This window comes from Streptomyces pristinaespiralis, assembly GCF_001278075.1.
Classification (GTDB): Bacteria; Actinomycetota; Actinomycetes; order Streptomycetales; family Streptomycetaceae; genus Streptomyces; species Streptomyces pristinaespiralis.
Window position 1 is genome coordinate 5,065,332 of record NZ_CP011340.1, and the last position, 15,304, is coordinate 5,080,635.

Below are 15,304 nucleotides of genomic sequence, written 5' to 3' on the forward strand. Positions count from 1 at the left end.
GCCCGGGAGCGCGTCCGCCTCGGCAGGTCAGCAGCAGGCGCAGCCGGGGTGGCAGCCGCAAGGGTCGGTGGGCGGGTCGGGGAGGGAGGCCCGGACCGGTGGCGCGCAGCAGCCCTTGCCCTGCCAGGCGTCGCGGCCCTCCTTGACGGCGATGGCCGCGATGGCGAGCGCGGCGACGGGGTCTGCCCAGGACCAGCCGAGTGTGGCGTTGAGGACCAGGCCGACGAGGAGCACGGCGGACAGGTAGGTGCAGAGCAGGGTCTGCTTGGAGTCGGCGACCGCGCTCGCGGAGCCGAGTTCGCGCCCGGCGCGGCGTTGCGCGGCGGACAGGAACGGCATGACCGCCAGCGAGAGCGCTGCGATCACGATGCCCGGGACGGAGCGGTCCGCCTCGCCTGCACCGGCCAGGGCGCGCACGGCGTCGACGCCGACAAAGGCCGCGAGGGCGAAGAAGGAGACGGAGATGATCCGCAGGGTCGTCTTCTCCCGTGCCTCGCGTGCCGCGTGGTCGTGGGCGGAGAACTGCCAGGCGACCGCCGTCGCGGAGGAGACCTCGATGACGGAGTCCAGGCCGAAGCCGATCAGCGCGGAGGAAGAGGCGAGCGCGCCGGCGGTGAGGGCGACGGTCGCCTCGATCACGTTGTAGGCGATGGTCGCGGCGACCAACAGCCGTATGCGCCTGGCGAGGGCGTCGCGACGAGCCGGGGACGGCCCGAGGGACATCGCGGTCATCTCAGCAGCAGCCCTTCGTCTCCGCGTCCGGGCACATCTTGTCCGCCTCGACCGCGAGCACGGCGGTGCGCAGGTCGTCGAGGGCGTGGCCGAGACGTTCGTCGGCCAGCTCGTAGCGGGTGCGGCGCCCGTCCGGTACGGCGACGACCAGACCGCAGTCGCGCAGGCATGCCAAGTGGTTCGACAGCCTCGTGCGCGAGATCTCGAGGGCGTCGGCGAGGTCGGAGGGGTGGGCCGGAGCCTCGCGGAGGGCGAGAAGGATGCGGCAGCGGATCGGGTCGGCCAGGGCGCGGCCGAAGCGGGTGAGGGCGTCGAGGCCGGTGGCGAGGCTCAGCATGGCATCGAACAGTACATGGATTCCTGAATTCAAGGAAGTCTGAACTCTGATTGTTCATACGGTGCGCATATGACATCAAATGCCCACAGATTCGCCGCACATGAAGGCCCCGCCCGATCCATGCGATCAGGCGGGGCCTCTCGGTCCCACGGGGCCGGTCGGTCGCTCCCGGAGCCCGTCAGGACACCTGCGCCTTGTCGTAGACGGCCTTCGCCTCCGCCCCGAAGTACGGGCCGAACATGCGGTTCGGCAGGAACGTGTAGCCGAAGCTGTTCACCGAGACCTGGAGTCCCGTCCCGGTCGATTCGTTGAAGGACTCGAACCAGGGGCCGCCGCTGGAGCCGCCCGTCATGTTGCAACCGAGGCTGTGGTCCTTCGAGAAGAGGAAGTCCTTCGAGCTGTTGCCGCTGCAGTGGATGAGCTTGGAGCCGTCGTACGGGTCGGCCGCCGGGAAGCCGAAGGCGTACATCGCCTTGTTGTAACCGCCGTTGAACTTCAGGCCCTGCGCGCCGACGGTCTGGCTGAGTGTCTTTCCGTTCAGCGGGGCGACGACGGCGGCGCCGACGTCGTAGTTGATGTCCTCGCTCGCCGCCCACTGGTCCGTGGCGAGCGTCTTGGTGGCGCTCCACTGACCGTACGGCGCCTGGCCGTTGTCGTAGCCGGGGACGAAGACCCAGTTGGTGTGCCAGGAGCCCTGGTACTTCACGCAGTGGCCGGCCGTCATGACCGTACTGCCGTTGGTGCTCGTGACCGAGTTGCCGGAGCAGGAGGCGGTGCGGCCCTGGAAGGTGAAGAACACACGGCCGGAGGTCTTCACCACCGCGCCGCCGCCCGTCCACGGGCCGCCGGCCTGCGGGAAGGCGGTGGGCCGCACGACCGTTTCCTCACCGGCCGGCGAAGCGGGCGCCCGGAAGGAGCCCGGTGTGGCGCGAATCATGTCGAGCGGGGTGGCGCCGCGCATCCGCTCGGCGGTCCAGAAGCCCTTGGCCGCCTGCTCGGGGGCGAAGGACGCGGGAGTGGGGGAGGGGGTCGGGGCGGCGCCCGCGGAGGTGGCGGACAGCGCCCCGGCGAGCAGGGCGCCGACGGCGGTCAGGACCGAGGCGGCAAAGCGGTGGCGTCTCACGCATGTCTCCTTCTGCCGTGCCCGCCCGCGGGATGCCTCGGGCGGGGTGGGGGACAGGACGGTGCGGATCGACGTGCGTGAGGCAGAGTGCCACGAATCGCGAACTTATGTCAGGGGCGCGTCAAGAACTTCGCCATGCAGAGGCTGCTCTCGTACTCCCGGTAGTGGCCGAATTTCGCGCACGGTACGTAGCCGCTGGAGGTGTACAGCGCGATCGCCTCCGGCTGCATGTCCCCGGTCTCCAGCACCATGCGGGTCCGGCCGGCCGCGCGGGCGTCCTCCTCCAGGGCGGCAAGGATGCGGCGGGCCAGGCCCAGGCCGCGCGCCTCCGGGATCACGTACATGCGCTTCAGCTCGGCGTCGCCGTCCGAGTACCCCTCCGGGTTCTCGTCCTGCGTGCGCCAGCCGCCGGTCGCGAGCGGGCGGTCCTGGTCGTCGTAGGCGATGAGATACAGGCCACTCGGCGGGACGAACATCGAGGCGTCGAGCGGCGTCGCGTCGCCCTCGCCGTCCCCGTAGCGCTCCACGTATTCCAGCTGGACCTGGTCATTGAGCTTCACGGCGTCCGGGTGGTCGAAGCTCACGGTTCTGACATGCATGCCCAGAAGCGTACGTGTATGCGAATGGCGTCGGCCGGTATGGTGCCGGGATGCTCACCGTGACCTCCGTGAATGTGAACGGTCTCCGTGCCGCCGCGAAAAAGGGCTTCGTCGAGTGGCTGGCCACCACCGCCGCCGACGTCGTCTGCCTCCAGGAGGTGCGCGCCGAGGCCGATCAGCTGCCCCCCGAGGTCCGGAACCCCGACGGCCGGTTCACGGTGTACGCCCCCGCCGCCGCCAAGGGCCGCGCCGGCGTCGCCCTCTTCACGCGGCGTGAACCGGACGCGGTGCGGATCGGGTTCGGCTCGAGCGAGTTCGACGGCAGCGGACGGTACGTCGAGGCCGACCTGCCCGGTGTCACGGTGGCGAGCCTGTACCTGCCGTCCGGTGAGGTCGGCACGGAGCGCCAGGACGAGAAGATGCGCTTCATGAGCGAGTTCCTGCCGTACCTGAAGGAGCTGCGGGCCCGGTCGGCGGCCGACGGCCGCGAGGTCGTGGTCTGCGGCGACTGGAACATCGCCCACCACGAGGCCGACCTCAAGAACTGGAAGTCCAACAGGAAGAATTCCGGCTTCCTTCCCGAGGAGCGGGAGTGGCTCGGCCGGGTCTTCTCCGAGGCGGAGTACGTGGACGTGGTCCGCGACCTCCACCCGGACCAGGAAGGCCCGTACACGTGGTGGTCCTACCGCGGGCGCGCCTTCGACAACGACTCCGGCTGGCGCATCGACTACCAGGTGGCGACGCCCGGTCTGGCGCGGCGCGCGGTGAAGGCGTGGGTGGAGCGGGCGGCGACGCACGGCGAACGCTGGTCGGACCACGCGCCGGTGACGGCCGTCTACGAGAACTGACCGACGGCCGCCCGGAGCGCCCCGCCGCAACCGCACGACAAAGGCGCACCGCACGACAAAGGCGCACCCGCCGCAAGGGCACGACAAAGGCGCACCCGCCGTATTGCGGGTGCGCCCTTCGTCGGTGGTGCTACGGGGCCTCGTCAGGCGTCGTAGTCCTCGACCCTGTCGCGGCGCTCACGCATCGCGTTCTCGCCACGCTCCTGCATGGACTCCCGGGACCGGGCGCCCTGCTGCTCGCGACCCTGCTGGGTCCGCTCGGAGACCTCTTCGCGGGCGCGGCGTGCGCGCTCCGACTGGTCTCCCTTGCCGGCCTTCTGCTTCGCCTGGTCCGCGAGCTCCTGCGCCTTGTCCTTGAACTGGTCTGAGATGCCCATGAAATGTCACTCCTAAGAGGGGTGTGGGGGGTCGGGGGCAGTCATGCCCCCGGGGCTGCGACCAGCGTTGCACGCACGGACAAAGCACGCATTTCGATCAGTTACGCTCAGTGGTTCTGCTTCCGGCCCGCCTCGTCGGCCGCCCCGCCGGCCCCCACGAGGCCCGTGGAGACGCCGTCGAGACGCGGTTCGAACCGGCGCATCTCGCGCTGTCCCACCGTGCCGATGACCGCCGGGAGATAACCGCGGATCGACTGCATCCCCCGCAGCCACCACTGCGCGTACACATGCGAGGAACGGCGCTCGATGCCGGCGACGATCCGGTCCACCGCGGGACCGAGCGGATACGTGCGGTTCGACGGCCACGGCAGCCGCTGCCTCAGCTCGCGCATCACGTCGTCCTGGTCGGCGCCGCGCACCATGTCGGTGTCCGTCCAGGACAGGTACCCGACCCCGACGCGCACACCGCGGTGCCCGACCTCGGCCCGCAGGCTGTGCGCGAACGCCTCCACACCCGACTTGGACGCGCAGTACGCCGACATCATGGGCGCCGGCGTGATCGCGGCGAGCGAGGCGATCTGGAGGAAGTACCCGCGGCTCTCCAGGAGTACGGGCAGGAACGCGCGCCCCGTCACGGCGCTGCCGATCAGATTGACCTCGATGACCCGCCGCCACGCGACCGGATCCGAGTGCAGGAACGGCCCGCCGGACGCCACGCCCGCGTTGGCGACGACGATGTCGATCTTGCCGAACCGCTCCTTGACCTCCTGCGCGACCCGGGCCATCGCCTCGTGGTCGGTGACGTCCGCGTGCCAGTGGTCGCTCTCGCTGTGGAGCCGCTCGGAGACCTTCTTCAGTTCGTCCGGCTCGAGGCCGACCAGCGCCACCTTCGCGCCGCGCGCGGACAGTTTGCGTGCCAGCAGCTCGCCGACGCCGCGCGCCGCGCCCGTGACGACCGCGACCTGCCCTTCCAGGCTCACCCTGCTCATGCGGCTTCCTCCTTGGTGTCCAGGTACGCGCCGGTCAGTTCACGGATCTTGGCGGTGACGGCCTCCGGGGCCTCCACCGGTGTCATGTGGCCCATCCCGGCGAGCTCCACCAGCTCGAGGCACTGCGGGAGTTCGGCGGCCAGCCGCCTGGCGTGCACCATGGGCGTGAGCCGGTCGGCGGTGCCGCCGACGACGATCGCGGGTACGTCCAGGGCCCGGACGCCCTTCTCGAGGTCGAGTTCGCCGAGGACCTGCGACCAGGCGACCCGGGCCGTCCGCGGACAGGCGTGCACGATGCGCGCGCACTCGTCGACCCGTTCCGGTGAGGAACCGGGGCCCATCGTGCCGTACTTGAGGATGCGCCGGGACACGGGCGTGACCGGGCCGAGCGGTGCGCGGGCCCCGAGGATCAGGTGCGTGAGCCTGGTGCGCAGCCGGCCCGGCCGCATCGGCAGCACGACGGACTCCTCGACGAGCCGCGCGCTGCCGGTGCTGCACAGCAGCACGGCCGCCGCGTGCTCGCGGAAACCGGCCCTGCCCGCCGCGGCCATCATCGTCATGCCGCCCATGGAGTGCCCGCCGAGCACGGCCTTCTCGCCCGGCGCCAGGACGGCTCCGAGCACGGCCTCCAGGTCGTCGGCGAGCCGCTCGGTGCCCACCGCTCCGGCCGGTGTGCGTCCGTGGCCCCGCTGGTCGTAGACGACGACACGGTGGTCGGGGACCAGGGCCCGTATCTGGGCGGCCCAGAAGAGGGTGGAGCAGGTCCAGCCGTGGGCCAGCACGACCGTGGGGGCTCCCTCGGGGCCGTGCACCTCGACGTGGATACGCGCCCCGTCGGCGGAGACCGCGGTCAGTTCACGGTCGGCGACGGGCGGGGCGTCGGAGCGACGCAGCAGCCGGGTCATGCGACGACCTCCGCGTCCTTCGTGCCCGTGCCGCCCTGGGCGCCGGCGGCCTCCACGACCGGCTGCCTGCCGGCGCCGGCCCGGACCACCTCGTACTCGGCGAGGTCCACGTGCCGGGTCGCGCCCCGGAACTCGGTGGTGGTGCCGGGCCAGATGGTGGTGTTGCGGCCGGAACTGTCCAGGTACCAGCTGGTGCAGCCGCCGGTGTTCCACACGGTCCGCTTCATCCGCTCCTGCACCCGCCGGTTCCACGCGTGGACGGCGGAGGGGCGGGCGGCGAGGGCGGAGCCTTCGCCGAGCAGGTTCAACTGCCGCATGTAGTCGGCCATGTAGTTCAGCTGGGACTCGATCATCAGGATCATCGAGGAGTTCCCGAGCCCGGTGTTCGGACCGATGATGGTCATCCAGTTGGGGAAGCCTGCGGCGGTCGCGCCGCGCAGCGACTCCATGCCGTCCTTCCACGCCTCGGCGAGCGTGATTCCCTCGGCGCCGACGACCCGTTCCGCGATCGGCATGTCGGTGACGTGGAAGCCGGTGCCGAAGACGATGGCGTCGACCTCCGCCTCGGTCCCGTCGGCGGCCACCACCGTGGAGCCGCGCACCTCGCTCAGCCCGGAGGCGACGACGTCCACGTTGGGCTTCGCGAGCGCCGGGTAGTACGTGCTGGAGAGCAGGATGCGCTTGCAGCCGATGCGGTAGTCGGGCGTCAGCTTGGCCCGCAGCGCGGGATCCTTGATCGCCTTGCGCATGTTGGCCTTGGCGAGCTGCTCGACGAGCCCGAGCTCGTTCGGCCGCTTGGTGAACGCCTGGACCTGCAACTCGCGGATGCCCCAGAGCAGTCCGCGCCGCGCGGTGCCGGTGAACGGCAGCTGCCGGTGCAGCCAGCGCTCCGCCCCCGAGATCTTCCGGTCGACACGGGGCATCACCCACGGAGGTGTGCGCTGGAAGAGGGTGAGCTTTCCGACCTCGGGCTGGATCGACGGCACGATCTGGATCGCGGACGCGCCGGTGCCGACCATCGCGACGCGCTTGCCGCGCAGGTCGTAGTCGTGGTCCCAGCGGGCGGAGTGGAAGACCTTGCCGGGGAAGTCGGCGAGGCCGGGGATGTCGGGCATCTTCGGGTCGGAGAGCGGCCCGGTCGCGGAGACGACGACATCGGCGGTGAGCGTGCCCTGCGAGGTCTCGATCTCCCAGCGCAGCGCGTCGGTGTCCCAGCGCATCATCAGCACTTCGTGCTTCAGCCGCAGGTGCGGACGGAGCCGGAAGGTGTCGGCCACGTGCTCCAGGTAGGCGCGGATGTGCTCCTGGCCCGAGAAGGTCCGGGGCCAGTCGGGGTTGGGGGCGAAGGAGAACGAGTAGAGGTGCGACGGGACGTCGCAGGCGCAGCCCGGGTAGTCGTTGTCCCGCCAGGTGCCGCCGACCGAATCCGCGCGTTCCAGGACGACGAAGTCGGTGATCCCCTCGCGGCGCAGCCGGACGGCCGCGCCGAGGCCGCCGAATCCGGATCCGATCACCGCCACTCGTACGTGCTCGTGCTGCTGCTGGCCCATGCCGCCGCCTCCCGCTGGAACGGTCCCGTACCGAACACAAAAACGTTGCCAGCAATCACTGGCATGGTTGGGAGGGTAGAGCAGCTCCATACCGAGCGGTAGGGGTAGGACGCCACAAGTTACCGGCGGTACAACATAGGCTTCTGTTGTGAAGGAAGCGCGTGAGTACCGCATGGAGGAATTGGCCGAGAAGGCCGGGATCACGGTGCGCACCCTGCGCTTCTACCGCGAGCGGGGGCTGATACCGCCGCCCCGCCGGGAGGGCAGGATCGCCTGGTACGACGAGCAGCACCTCGCGAGGCTCCGCACGATCGCCGCCCTCCTGGAGCGAGGCCACACCCTCAACGGCATCGCCGACCTGGCCACGGCCTTCGAGAGCGGACGGGACGTGGGCGAGGTCCTCGGCCTCGGCGAACCGTCCGAGGAGACGCCCGTGCGTCTTACCCCCGAAGCGCTCGCCGACTACTTCGAGGGGCAGGTCACCCCGGAGAACCTGGCCACCGCGCTGGAGCTCGGCTACCTGGCGACGGACGGCGAGGAGATCGTCCACATCAGCCGCCGGCTGCTGGACGTCTCGGCCGCGCTGGTGCGCGAGGGCGTGCCCCTGTCGGTGGTGCTGGAGGCCGGCCGCCGGGTCCGCTCCCACGCGGAGGAACTCGCCGAGTTGTTCGTCGACGTCCTCACCACCCACAGCGCCGACGGGCAGGTGGACAGGCTCCGCCCGCTCGCGAAGAGCGTCGTGGAGGCCGAGCTGTCCATGGCCATGGACCGCCGCCTGCGCAGGACGCCTCCGGCCTGACCGGGGCCGGGCCCGCGGGCCAGGCCGGCGCCCGGTGCTGAGCGGGACTCAGCGTGGCGGCAGCGGCGGCCGGCGCAGGTCGGGGACCTCGGAGTAGTCCGGGGGCACGGCGGCCGGGGCCGCCTTGAGCATGTCCAGGGCCAGCCGGATCGCGTCGTCGAGACCCACATGGCGCCCCTCCGCCCAGTCCAGTGGTGTCCGCAGGGCGTACACGTCCGGTTCGACGCCGTGGTTCTCGATCGACCAGCCGTAGGCGTCGAACCACGCCGCGTTCATCGGGACGGTGATCACCGTGCCGTCGCCCAGCCGGTGACGGCCCGTCATGCCGACCACACCGCCCCAGGTGCGGGTGCCCACCACCGGGCCGAGGCCCAGCAGTTTGAACGCCGCCGTGATCATGTCCCCGTCCGAACTGGTCGCCTCGTCAGCGATCGCGACGACCGGCCCGCGCGGCGCGTTGGAGGTGTACGAGACCGGCTCGGCGTTGCGGGTGAGGTCCCAGCCCAGGATCTTGCGGGTCAGCTTCTCGATGACCAGCTCGCTGATGTGGCCGCCCGCGTTGCCGCGGACGTCCACGATGAGCGCCGGCCGGGAGACCTCCATGCGGACGTCGCGGTTGAACTGCGCCCAGCCCGACCCGCCCATGTCGGGGATGTGCAGGTAACCGCACTTGCCGCCGCTGGCCTCCCGTACCACCGCGCGCCGTTTGGCCACCCAGTCCTGGTAGCGCAGCGGCCGCTCGTCGATCAGCGGGACGACCGCGACCCGGCGCGGAGGGCTTGCGCCCTCCGCTTCCGCGGGCAGGAACGTCAGCTCGACCGTGGTTCCGCCCGCCGCGGAGAGCATCGGGTACGGCCCCGCCACCGGGTCGACAGGGCGGCCGTCCACGTGGGTGAGGGCCGCGCCCTCCCTGATGCCCGTGCCGGCCAGCGGGGAGCGGGCCTTGGAGTCCGAGGAGTCGCCCGGCAGGATGCGCTTGACCACCCACTTCCCGTCCCGGCAGACGAGATTGGCGCCCAGCAGGCCCATGGCCCGCTGGTAGTGCGGCGGTCCTTCGTTGCGCCGTGCCCCGGTGACATAGGCGTGGGAGGTGCCCAGTTCGCCGAGGACCTCGCGCATCAGGTCGGCGAACTCGTCGGGGGAGGCGACCCGTTCGACCAGCGGCCGGTACTGCTCCAGCACCCCGTCCCAGTCGATCCCGCACATGTCCGGTTCCCAGAAGTAGCCGCGGATGATGCGGCCGGCCTCCGCGTAGGCCTGGCGCCATTCGGCCACCGGGTCCACCTCGTGCAGGATGCGGCGCATGTCTAGGTAGACGGTGGAGTCGAGGTCGCCGGTCTCCGTGGCGGGCACGGCACGCAGGTCGCCCTCGTCGACGACGACGAGCCGGGTGCCGTCGCCGCTCACCGCGAACCAGTCGAGGTGACCGACCAGTTCGGTCCTGCGCGCCTTGGAGATGTCGAAGTGCTCCAGCGTGGGCCTGCCGGAGGTGTCGGCCGGGTTGACGAACGTCTCGCCCAGCGCGCCGGAGATGGGCCAGCGCAGCCAGACGAGGCCGCCGCCGGCGACCGCGTGCAGGGCCGAGTACTTGGAGGCGGCGACCGGGAACGGCGTGACCCGGTTCTCCAGGCCCTCGATCTCGACGAGCACCGCGCTGTCGGGCGACTCCTCCAGCGGGTCGAGCCCGCCGGCGGCCGGCCGGCCCTCCGGTGTGAGAGCGAAGGGCGAGGGCGTCGCGGAGGAGAGCGGCACCAGATAGGGGCGGCAGCCGAGCGGGAAGGACAGGTCGCCGGTGTGCACGTCGTAGACCGGGTCGAAGCCGCGCCAGGAGAGGAAGGCGAGATAGCGGCCGTCGCGCGTGAAGACCGGATTCTCGTCCTCGAAACGGCCGTTGGTGACGTCGACGATCGTACGGTCGGCGATCCGGGCCATCCTGATCTGCCGCAGCGAGCGTCCGATGCCGGGGTGCGACCAGGTCAGCCAGTGCCCGTCGGGGGAGAACGACAGGTCACGCACGGGCCCGTTGACGGAGCGGACCAGTTCGGTGACCTCGCCCGCGGAGTCCTCCGTGGCGTCGATCAGGAGCAGCCGGCCGTCGTGGGAGGCGATGGCGATCCGTTCGCCCTCACTGTCGGCGGCCATTTCCAGCACCCGCCCCAGCCGCCCCGACGCGAGCCGGCGCGGCTCCCGGTCGCCGGTCGCGCGCGGCAGGTACGCGATCTCGACGGCGTCCTCGCCGTCCGCGTCCGTCACGTAGGCGACCTGCCCGCCGCTGCCCAGCATCACCGGCAGCCGTACCCGCACGCCGGGGGTGTCCGCGATGGTGCGGGCGGGGCCGTCGCGGTGGGTGAGCCAGTACAGACTGCCGCGCACGTTGACGGCGCTGGCCCGCCCCGTCTCGTCGACCGAGATCGCGCCCACATGGCCGGCCGCCGGCACCTGGTAGGTGCGTCGGCCGGCCCGCGGCCCGCCGAGCCGTACCTCCAGCTTGCGCGGCACCGAGTCGGGTGTGGTCAGGTCGTCGACGATCCACAGGTCGCCGCCGCACTGGTACACGACCCGGTGGCCGTCGCTCGCCGCGTGCCGGGCGTAGAAGGCGTCGTGGTCGGTGTGGCGCAGCAGTCCCGTCCCGTCGGGGCGGCAGGAGTAGAGGTTGCCCACGCCCTCGTGGTCGGAGAGGAACGCGACCCTGCCGTCGTCCTCCGACCACCGGGCGGCGCCGTCGCCGTGGATGAACATGGGGCAGTCGAGGTGCCCGTCCAGGTCGGGGAGCAGTTGCTCGCCGTGCAACCACAGCCGGCCCGTCGCGCCGCCGCGGTAGCGCTTCCATGCCGCGGGTTCGTGCGGCGGCTTGCCGGTGAGCAGCAGGGTGCGCCGCTCGCAGCCGGTCCCGCCGGCCTGGGAGGGGCGCTCGGACTCGTCGGTGACGGCGATGTCGGAGACGGGTCCCCACGGGAGCCGGCCACCGGGGGAGCCGTCGGTCGGGATGCTGTAGGCCCAGGAGAAGTACGAGAAGGGCTGGCCGTGCGAGGAGACGGCGAGGATTTGTCCGTCGGGGGTCCAGCCGCAGACCCGGGTGTCGGTCGAGCCCCAGTAGCTCAGCCTGCGCGCGGGGCCGCCGTCGACGGGCGCGAGATGGATCTCCGGGTCGAGGCTGCGCCAGTTCGTGTAGGCGATGTGGCGGCCGTCGGGCGAGAAGCGGGGGTGTCCGACCCGGGTGCGGTCGACGGTCAGCCGCCATGCCCGGTCGGGCTGTTTCCCCTCCGGGACCAGCGGCGCGATCCACAGGTCGTCCTCGGCGGCGAAGCACAGAAGGTCGCCGTACAGATGCGGGTAGCGGAGATACGCGGCGTCGTCACTCACCCTCCCCATGCTTTCGGCGCCCAAGGGTCGCGGCAACTCGTGGGCGGGGCGGATCCCGAGCGCCCGGGGGCGGCCCGGCCGGTCCGGCGCTCGGCGGCCGGATGTCCGTGGCCGGTTGCTTCCGTGACCGAGGCCACAATCGAAACGGTTTCGTTTCGATGGCACCCCGGGTACGCTCGAAGTGTACGAAACAGTTTCGTTCGATCGACTGCGACCGGGAGGCAGGCATGACACGCAGCCGGCTCACCCCGGAGCGCGAGGCGCAGCTGTACGAGGCCGTGCTCGACCTGCTCCGCGAGGTCGGTTACGACGGCCTGACCATGGACGCCGTGGCGGCCCGTACGCGCTCCAGCAAGGCCACGCTCTACCGCCAGTGGAAGAGCAAGCCGGAGCTGGTCGCCACGGCGCTCAAGCACAGCAAGCCGGTGCATGTCGGCGACATCGACACCGGCACCCTGCGCGGCGACTTCCACGCCATGATCGGACGGACCGACGACTGTCAGATGGAGAAGGACTCCGCGCTGATGCGGGGTCTGGCCCAGGCGATCCACGCCCACCCCGATCTCCACGAGGCCCTGCGCGAGCTGCTCGTCGAGCCGGAGATCACCGGCCTCGACGCGCTGCTGCGGAGGGCCGTGGACCGGGGTGAGGTCAGCGCGGACAACCCGGCATTGGGTTACGTACCGCACATGCTGGTCGGCGCCTTCGTCGTCCGGCATCTGATCGAGGACCGCACCCCCGACCAAGCCTTCCTCACCGACTATCTCGACGCCGTGGTCCTCCCCGCCCTCGGCGTCTGACCTCCCCGGGTCGTTGACACCCACCCTCCCCGCTGCACCACAGCACAGCACCTGACGCGCGCCGCTCTCGTCGTCGGGCCGGCTCCCCATGCCCTTGTTCGCCCTCATATACGGGAGTAGCCCTCGTGGCCACGTTTCTCTACAAGCTAGGACGGTCCGCCTTCCGGCGCCGCCGTCTCGTCGCCCTGCTGTGGGTGGCGCTGCTCGCCGTCGCCGGCGTCGGCGCGGCCACCGCGTCCACCGCCACCTCCTCCTCGTTCTCCATCCCGGGGACGGAGGCCCAGAAGGCCTTCGACCTGCTGGAGGAGCGCTTCCCCGGCGGCAGCGCCGACGGCGCGACCGCCCGGGTGGTCTTCAAGGCCCCTGACGGCGAGAAGATGACCGACGCCGGCCACCGCGCCGAGGTGGACAAGGCCGTCTCCGAGCTCAAGGACGGCTCCGACCAGATCGCGTCGGTCACCGACCCGTACACCGCCAAGGCGGTCTCCCGGGACGGGTCCACCGCGTACGTCTCCGTCACCTACGCCGTCAGCTCGATGGAGCTGACCGACGCGACGCGTGAGGCGCTGGAGGAGACGGGCACCGAGGCGCGCGAAGCGGGCCTGACGGTGGAGATCGGCGGTGACGCGCTGCAGGCGGTTCCCGAGACCGGGGCCGGCGAGATCATCGGTGTCGTCGTCGCGGGCATCGTCCTCGTCATCACCTTCGGTTCGCTGGTCGCCGCCGGACTGCCGCTGCTCACCGCGATCATCGGCGTCGGCATCGGTATCTCCACGATCACCGCGCTGGCGAACGTCCTCGACCTCGGCTCCACCACCTCGACCCTCGCGATGATGATCGGCCTGGCGGTCGGCATCGACTACGCGCTCTTCATCGTCTCCCGCTACCGCGCCGAACTGGCCGAGGGCAGGGAGCACGAGGAGGCGGCCGGACGGGCCGTCGGCACCGCGGGTTCCGCGGTCGTCTTCGCCGGCCTGACCGTGGTCATCGCCCTCGTCGGCCTGGCCGTGGTCAACATCCCGATGCTCACCAAGATGGGCTTCGCCGCCGCCGGCACCGTCGTCATCGCCGTCCTGATCGCCCTCACCCTGATCCCGGCGCTGCTCGGCTTCGCGGGCAAGCGGGTGCTCGGCCGCAAGGTGCGCAAGGGCGGGGCCGTCTCCGACAAGCCGAACGCCGGCACCCGCTGGGCGCGTTTCGTACTGCGCCGCCCGGTCACCGTGCTGCTCGCGGGCGTCGTGGGCCTCGGGGCCATGGCGATACCGGCCGCGTCGCTGGAGATGGGTCTGCCCGACGACGGCGCCCAGCCGGTGAGCACCACCCAGCGCAAGGCGTACGACCTGCTCTCCGACGGCTTCGGTCCCGGCTTCAACGGCCCGCTGATGGTGGTCGTCGACGGCGACAAGAGCGTCGCGGACCGCACGGTCGAGGTCGTCCGGGGTCTCGACGGCGCCGCCGCCGTCACCCCGCCGATCCTCAACAAGGCCGGCGACACCGCGATGATCACGGTCATCCCCAAGGACAGGCCGTCCTCGGTCGCCACCGAGGACCTGGTGCACGACATCCGCGACCGCAGCGGTGACGAGGTCCTCGTCACCGGCGCCACCGCGATGAACATCGACTTCTCGCAGAAGATGAACGACGCGCTGCTGCCCTACCTCGCGCTCGTGGTCGGTCTCGCCTTCCTGCTGCTGATGGTGGTCTTCCGGTCGGTGCTGGTGCCGCTCAAGGCCGCCCTCGGGTTCCTGCTGTCGGTCGTCGCGGCACTCGGCGCGGTCGTGGCCGTCTTCCAGTGGGGCTGGCTGGGCTCGCTGCTCGGGGTGGAGCAGACCGGCCCGATCATGTCGATGATGCCGATCTTCATGGTGGGTGTCGTCTTCGGTCTCGCCATGGACTACGAGGTCTTCCTGGTCACCCGCATGAGGGAGGCGTACGTCCACGGCGAGCGGCCCGGCGAGGCGATCGTCACCGGCTTCCGCCACGGGACCCGGGTGGTGGCCGCCGCGGCCGTCATCATGATCGCCGTCTTCTCCGGTTTCATCGGCTCCAGCGAGCAGATGGTGAAGATGATCGGCTTCGGCCTCGCGATCGCCGTCTTCTTCGACGCGTTCGTGGTCCGCATGGCGATCGTGCCGGCGGTCCTGGCCCTGCTCGGCCACAAGGCCTGGTGGCTGCCCCGCTGGCTGGACCGGGTGCTGCCCAACGTCGACGTGGAGGGCGAGAAGCTCCGCGAGGAGCTCTCCGAGAGCTCCGGCGGCCCGGACGGCGACCGCGAGCTGGTCCGCGTCTGACCGTCCAGGGACCGGGAGCACAGAACTCCGGAGGCGCCCTGTGGCGCGGCCTTCGCCGCGCCACAGGGAGAGCGGGCCTCCGGCGCCGCGACGGCACCGTGGGGACGGGGGCCGTCAGGGAACAGGTGGCCGTATCCGCCGGCAAGGCGGATACGGCCACCTGTTTGTGTGCGTCAGCCGCGTCCCGGAGCGTCCGCTCCGCGGTGCGTCCGTGGAATGCCTGGCCTCAGAGCGCCGGAGTGGCCACCGCGTAGGTGTGGCGGAGGAAACGGATCAGGGTCTGCGAGTCGAACTGGACCACCGCGACACCGTCCGAGGTGTGGAACTCGATGATCGCCTGGACGCGTCCGCAGGGCCAGATGCCGATGTCCCCGTCCCGGGTGGGTGCTCGCAGCCCCGACTCGAGGAGCTCACGCGGGAACGTCCACTCCTTGCCGCTCGGGAACGCGAAACTGATGGTCGCGGGATCCTCGGCGGGGTCGTAGCTCAGGAAGACGCGAACTGGTCGGTGCTGCGGAGCGTCGGTGACGATCCGGCCACTTGCCTGCTCTTTGACGGCGTGCGACATCGGCAAGCTCCTCACACTCGCGT

14 protein-coding genes are annotated in these 15,304 nt (G+C 71.2%); 4 read left to right on the forward strand and 10 right to left on the reverse strand.

Going from position 1 to position 15,304, the window contains the following annotated elements; translation table 11 throughout:
* Nucleotides 1-27: 27 nt before the first annotated feature.
* The 4 genes from SPRI_RS21605 to SPRI_RS21620 form a co-directional block, all read right to left on the reverse strand.
* On the reverse strand, nucleotides 28-732 hold the full coding sequence (locus SPRI_RS21605) for a cation transporter (protein ID WP_037774427.1): 705 nt from the start codon (nucleotides 730-732) through the stop codon (nucleotides 28-30).
* Nucleotide 733: 1 nt separating this feature from the next.
* Nucleotides 734-1,069, reverse strand: a complete 336-nt coding sequence (locus SPRI_RS21610; RefSeq protein ID WP_005316454.1) for an ArsR/SmtB family transcription factor — start codon at nucleotides 1,067-1,069, stop codon at nucleotides 734-736.
* A gap of 178 nt (nucleotides 1,070-1,247) precedes the next feature.
* Entirely contained in the window at nucleotides 1,248-2,192 is a 945-nt protein-coding gene (locus SPRI_RS21615) for a trypsin-like serine peptidase (protein ID WP_037774429.1), read from the reverse strand.
* A gap of 110 nt (nucleotides 2,193-2,302) precedes the next feature.
* On the reverse strand, nucleotides 2,303-2,791 hold the full coding sequence (locus SPRI_RS21620; protein WP_005316460.1) for a GNAT family N-acetyltransferase: 489 nt from the start codon (nucleotides 2,789-2,791) through the stop codon (nucleotides 2,303-2,305).
* Nucleotides 2,792-2,841: 50 nt separating this feature from the next.
* Between SPRI_RS21620 and SPRI_RS21625 the strand changes: the two genes are divergently transcribed.
* On the forward strand, nucleotides 2,842-3,639 hold the full coding sequence (locus tag SPRI_RS21625; RefSeq protein ID WP_037774431.1) for an exodeoxyribonuclease III: 798 nt from the start codon (nucleotides 2,842-2,844) through the stop codon (nucleotides 3,637-3,639).
* 143 nt (nucleotides 3,640-3,782) lie between these two features.
* Here SPRI_RS21625 and SPRI_RS21630 read toward each other — a convergent pair whose 3' ends face one another.
* From SPRI_RS21630 to SPRI_RS21645, 4 genes are all read right to left on the reverse strand, one after another.
* Nucleotides 3,783-4,016, reverse strand: a complete 234-nt coding sequence (locus tag SPRI_RS21630; protein WP_005316466.1) for a hypothetical protein — start codon at nucleotides 4,014-4,016, stop codon at nucleotides 3,783-3,785.
* Nucleotides 4,017-4,123: 107 nt separating this feature from the next.
* Entirely contained in the window at nucleotides 4,124-5,005 is an 882-nt protein-coding gene (locus SPRI_RS21635; RefSeq protein WP_005316469.1) for an SDR family oxidoreductase, read from the reverse strand.
* A complete protein-coding gene (locus tag SPRI_RS21640) occupies nucleotides 5,002-5,910 on the reverse strand; it encodes an alpha/beta fold hydrolase (RefSeq protein WP_005316473.1) in 909 nt (302 codons plus the stop codon). Before SPRI_RS21640 ends, SPRI_RS21635 begins: the two co-directional genes overlap by 4 nt.
* The gene (locus SPRI_RS21645; RefSeq protein ID WP_005316476.1) at nucleotides 5,907-7,460 is read right to left on the reverse strand and encodes a flavin-containing monooxygenase; all 1,554 of its coding nucleotides are present in this window, start codon (nucleotides 7,458-7,460) and stop codon (nucleotides 5,907-5,909) included. The genes SPRI_RS21640 and SPRI_RS21645 overlap by 4 nt, the downstream gene beginning before the upstream one ends.
* A gap of 172 nt (nucleotides 7,461-7,632) precedes the next feature.
* On the opposite strand from SPRI_RS21645, the gene SPRI_RS21650 reads away from it, so the two are divergent.
* Nucleotides 7,633-8,259, forward strand: a complete 627-nt coding sequence (locus SPRI_RS21650) for a MerR family transcriptional regulator (RefSeq protein WP_037774433.1) — start codon at nucleotides 7,633-7,635, stop codon at nucleotides 8,257-8,259.
* Nucleotides 8,260-8,307: 48 nt separating this feature from the next.
* Here SPRI_RS21650 and SPRI_RS21655 read toward each other — a convergent pair whose 3' ends face one another.
* Nucleotides 8,308-11,622, reverse strand: coding sequence for a S41 family peptidase (locus SPRI_RS21655; RefSeq protein ID WP_037774435.1), 3,315 nt, complete (start codon nucleotides 11,620-11,622; stop codon nucleotides 8,308-8,310).
* Between the two features lie 227 nt (nucleotides 11,623-11,849).
* Between SPRI_RS21655 and SPRI_RS21660 the strand changes: the two genes are divergently transcribed.
* Nucleotides 11,850-12,422: a TetR/AcrR family transcriptional regulator gene (locus SPRI_RS21660; protein ID WP_005316485.1), complete on the forward strand. Its 573-nt coding sequence runs from the start codon at nucleotides 11,850-11,852 to the stop codon at nucleotides 12,420-12,422.
* A 125-nt stretch (nucleotides 12,423-12,547) separates the two neighbouring features.
* On the forward strand, nucleotides 12,548-14,713 hold the full coding sequence (locus SPRI_RS21665) for an MMPL family transporter (RefSeq protein ID WP_037774436.1): 2,166 nt from the start codon (nucleotides 12,548-12,550) through the stop codon (nucleotides 14,711-14,713).
* Nucleotides 14,714-14,939: 226 nt separating this feature from the next.
* On the opposite strand, the gene SPRI_RS21670 is transcribed toward SPRI_RS21665, so the two are convergent.
* Nucleotides 14,940-15,281, reverse strand: a complete 342-nt coding sequence (locus tag SPRI_RS21670) for an SsgA family sporulation/cell division regulator (RefSeq protein ID WP_037774438.1) — start codon at nucleotides 15,279-15,281, stop codon at nucleotides 14,940-14,942.
* Nucleotides 15,282-15,304 lie beyond the last annotated feature (23 nt).

What these genes read in the sequence shown, in the direction of transcription:
- SPRI_RS21660 (WP_005316485.1), top strand. Translation starts at nt 11,850, where the DNA reads ATGACACGCAGCCGGCTCACCCCGGAGCGCGAGGCGCAGCTGTACGAG.
- SPRI_RS21650 (WP_037774433.1), top strand. Translation starts at nt 7,633, where the DNA reads ATGGAGGAATTGGCCGAGAAGGCCGGGATCACGGTGCGCACCCTGCGC.
- SPRI_RS21620 (WP_005316460.1), bottom strand. Translation starts at nt 2,791, where the DNA reads ATGCATGTCAGAACCGTGAGCTTCGACCACCCGGACGCCGTGAAGCTC.
- SPRI_RS21605 (WP_037774427.1), bottom strand. Translation starts at nt 732, where the DNA reads ATGACCGCGATGTCCCTCGGGCCGTCCCCGGCTCGTCGCGACGCCCTC.
- SPRI_RS21645 (WP_005316476.1), bottom strand. Translation starts at nt 7,460, where the DNA reads ATGGGCCAGCAGCAGCACGAGCACGTACGAGTGGCGGTGATCGGATCC.
- SPRI_RS21640 (WP_005316473.1), bottom strand. Translation starts at nt 5,910, where the DNA reads ATGACCCGGCTGCTGCGTCGCTCCGACGCCCCGCCCGTCGCCGACCGT.
- SPRI_RS21670 (WP_037774438.1), bottom strand. Translation starts at nt 15,281, where the DNA reads ATGTCGCACGCCGTCAAAGAGCAGGCAAGTGGCCGGATCGTCACCGAC.
- SPRI_RS21625 (WP_037774431.1), top strand. Translation starts at nt 2,842, where the DNA reads ATGCTCACCGTGACCTCCGTGAATGTGAACGGTCTCCGTGCCGCCGCG.
- SPRI_RS21635 (WP_005316469.1), bottom strand. Translation starts at nt 5,005, where the DNA reads ATGAGCAGGGTGAGCCTGGAAGGGCAGGTCGCGGTCGTCACGGGCGCG.
- SPRI_RS21610 (WP_005316454.1), bottom strand. Translation starts at nt 1,069, where the DNA reads ATGCTGAGCCTCGCCACCGGCCTCGACGCCCTCACCCGCTTCGGCCGC.
- SPRI_RS21630 (WP_005316466.1), bottom strand. Translation starts at nt 4,016, where the DNA reads ATGGGCATCTCAGACCAGTTCAAGGACAAGGCGCAGGAGCTCGCGGAC.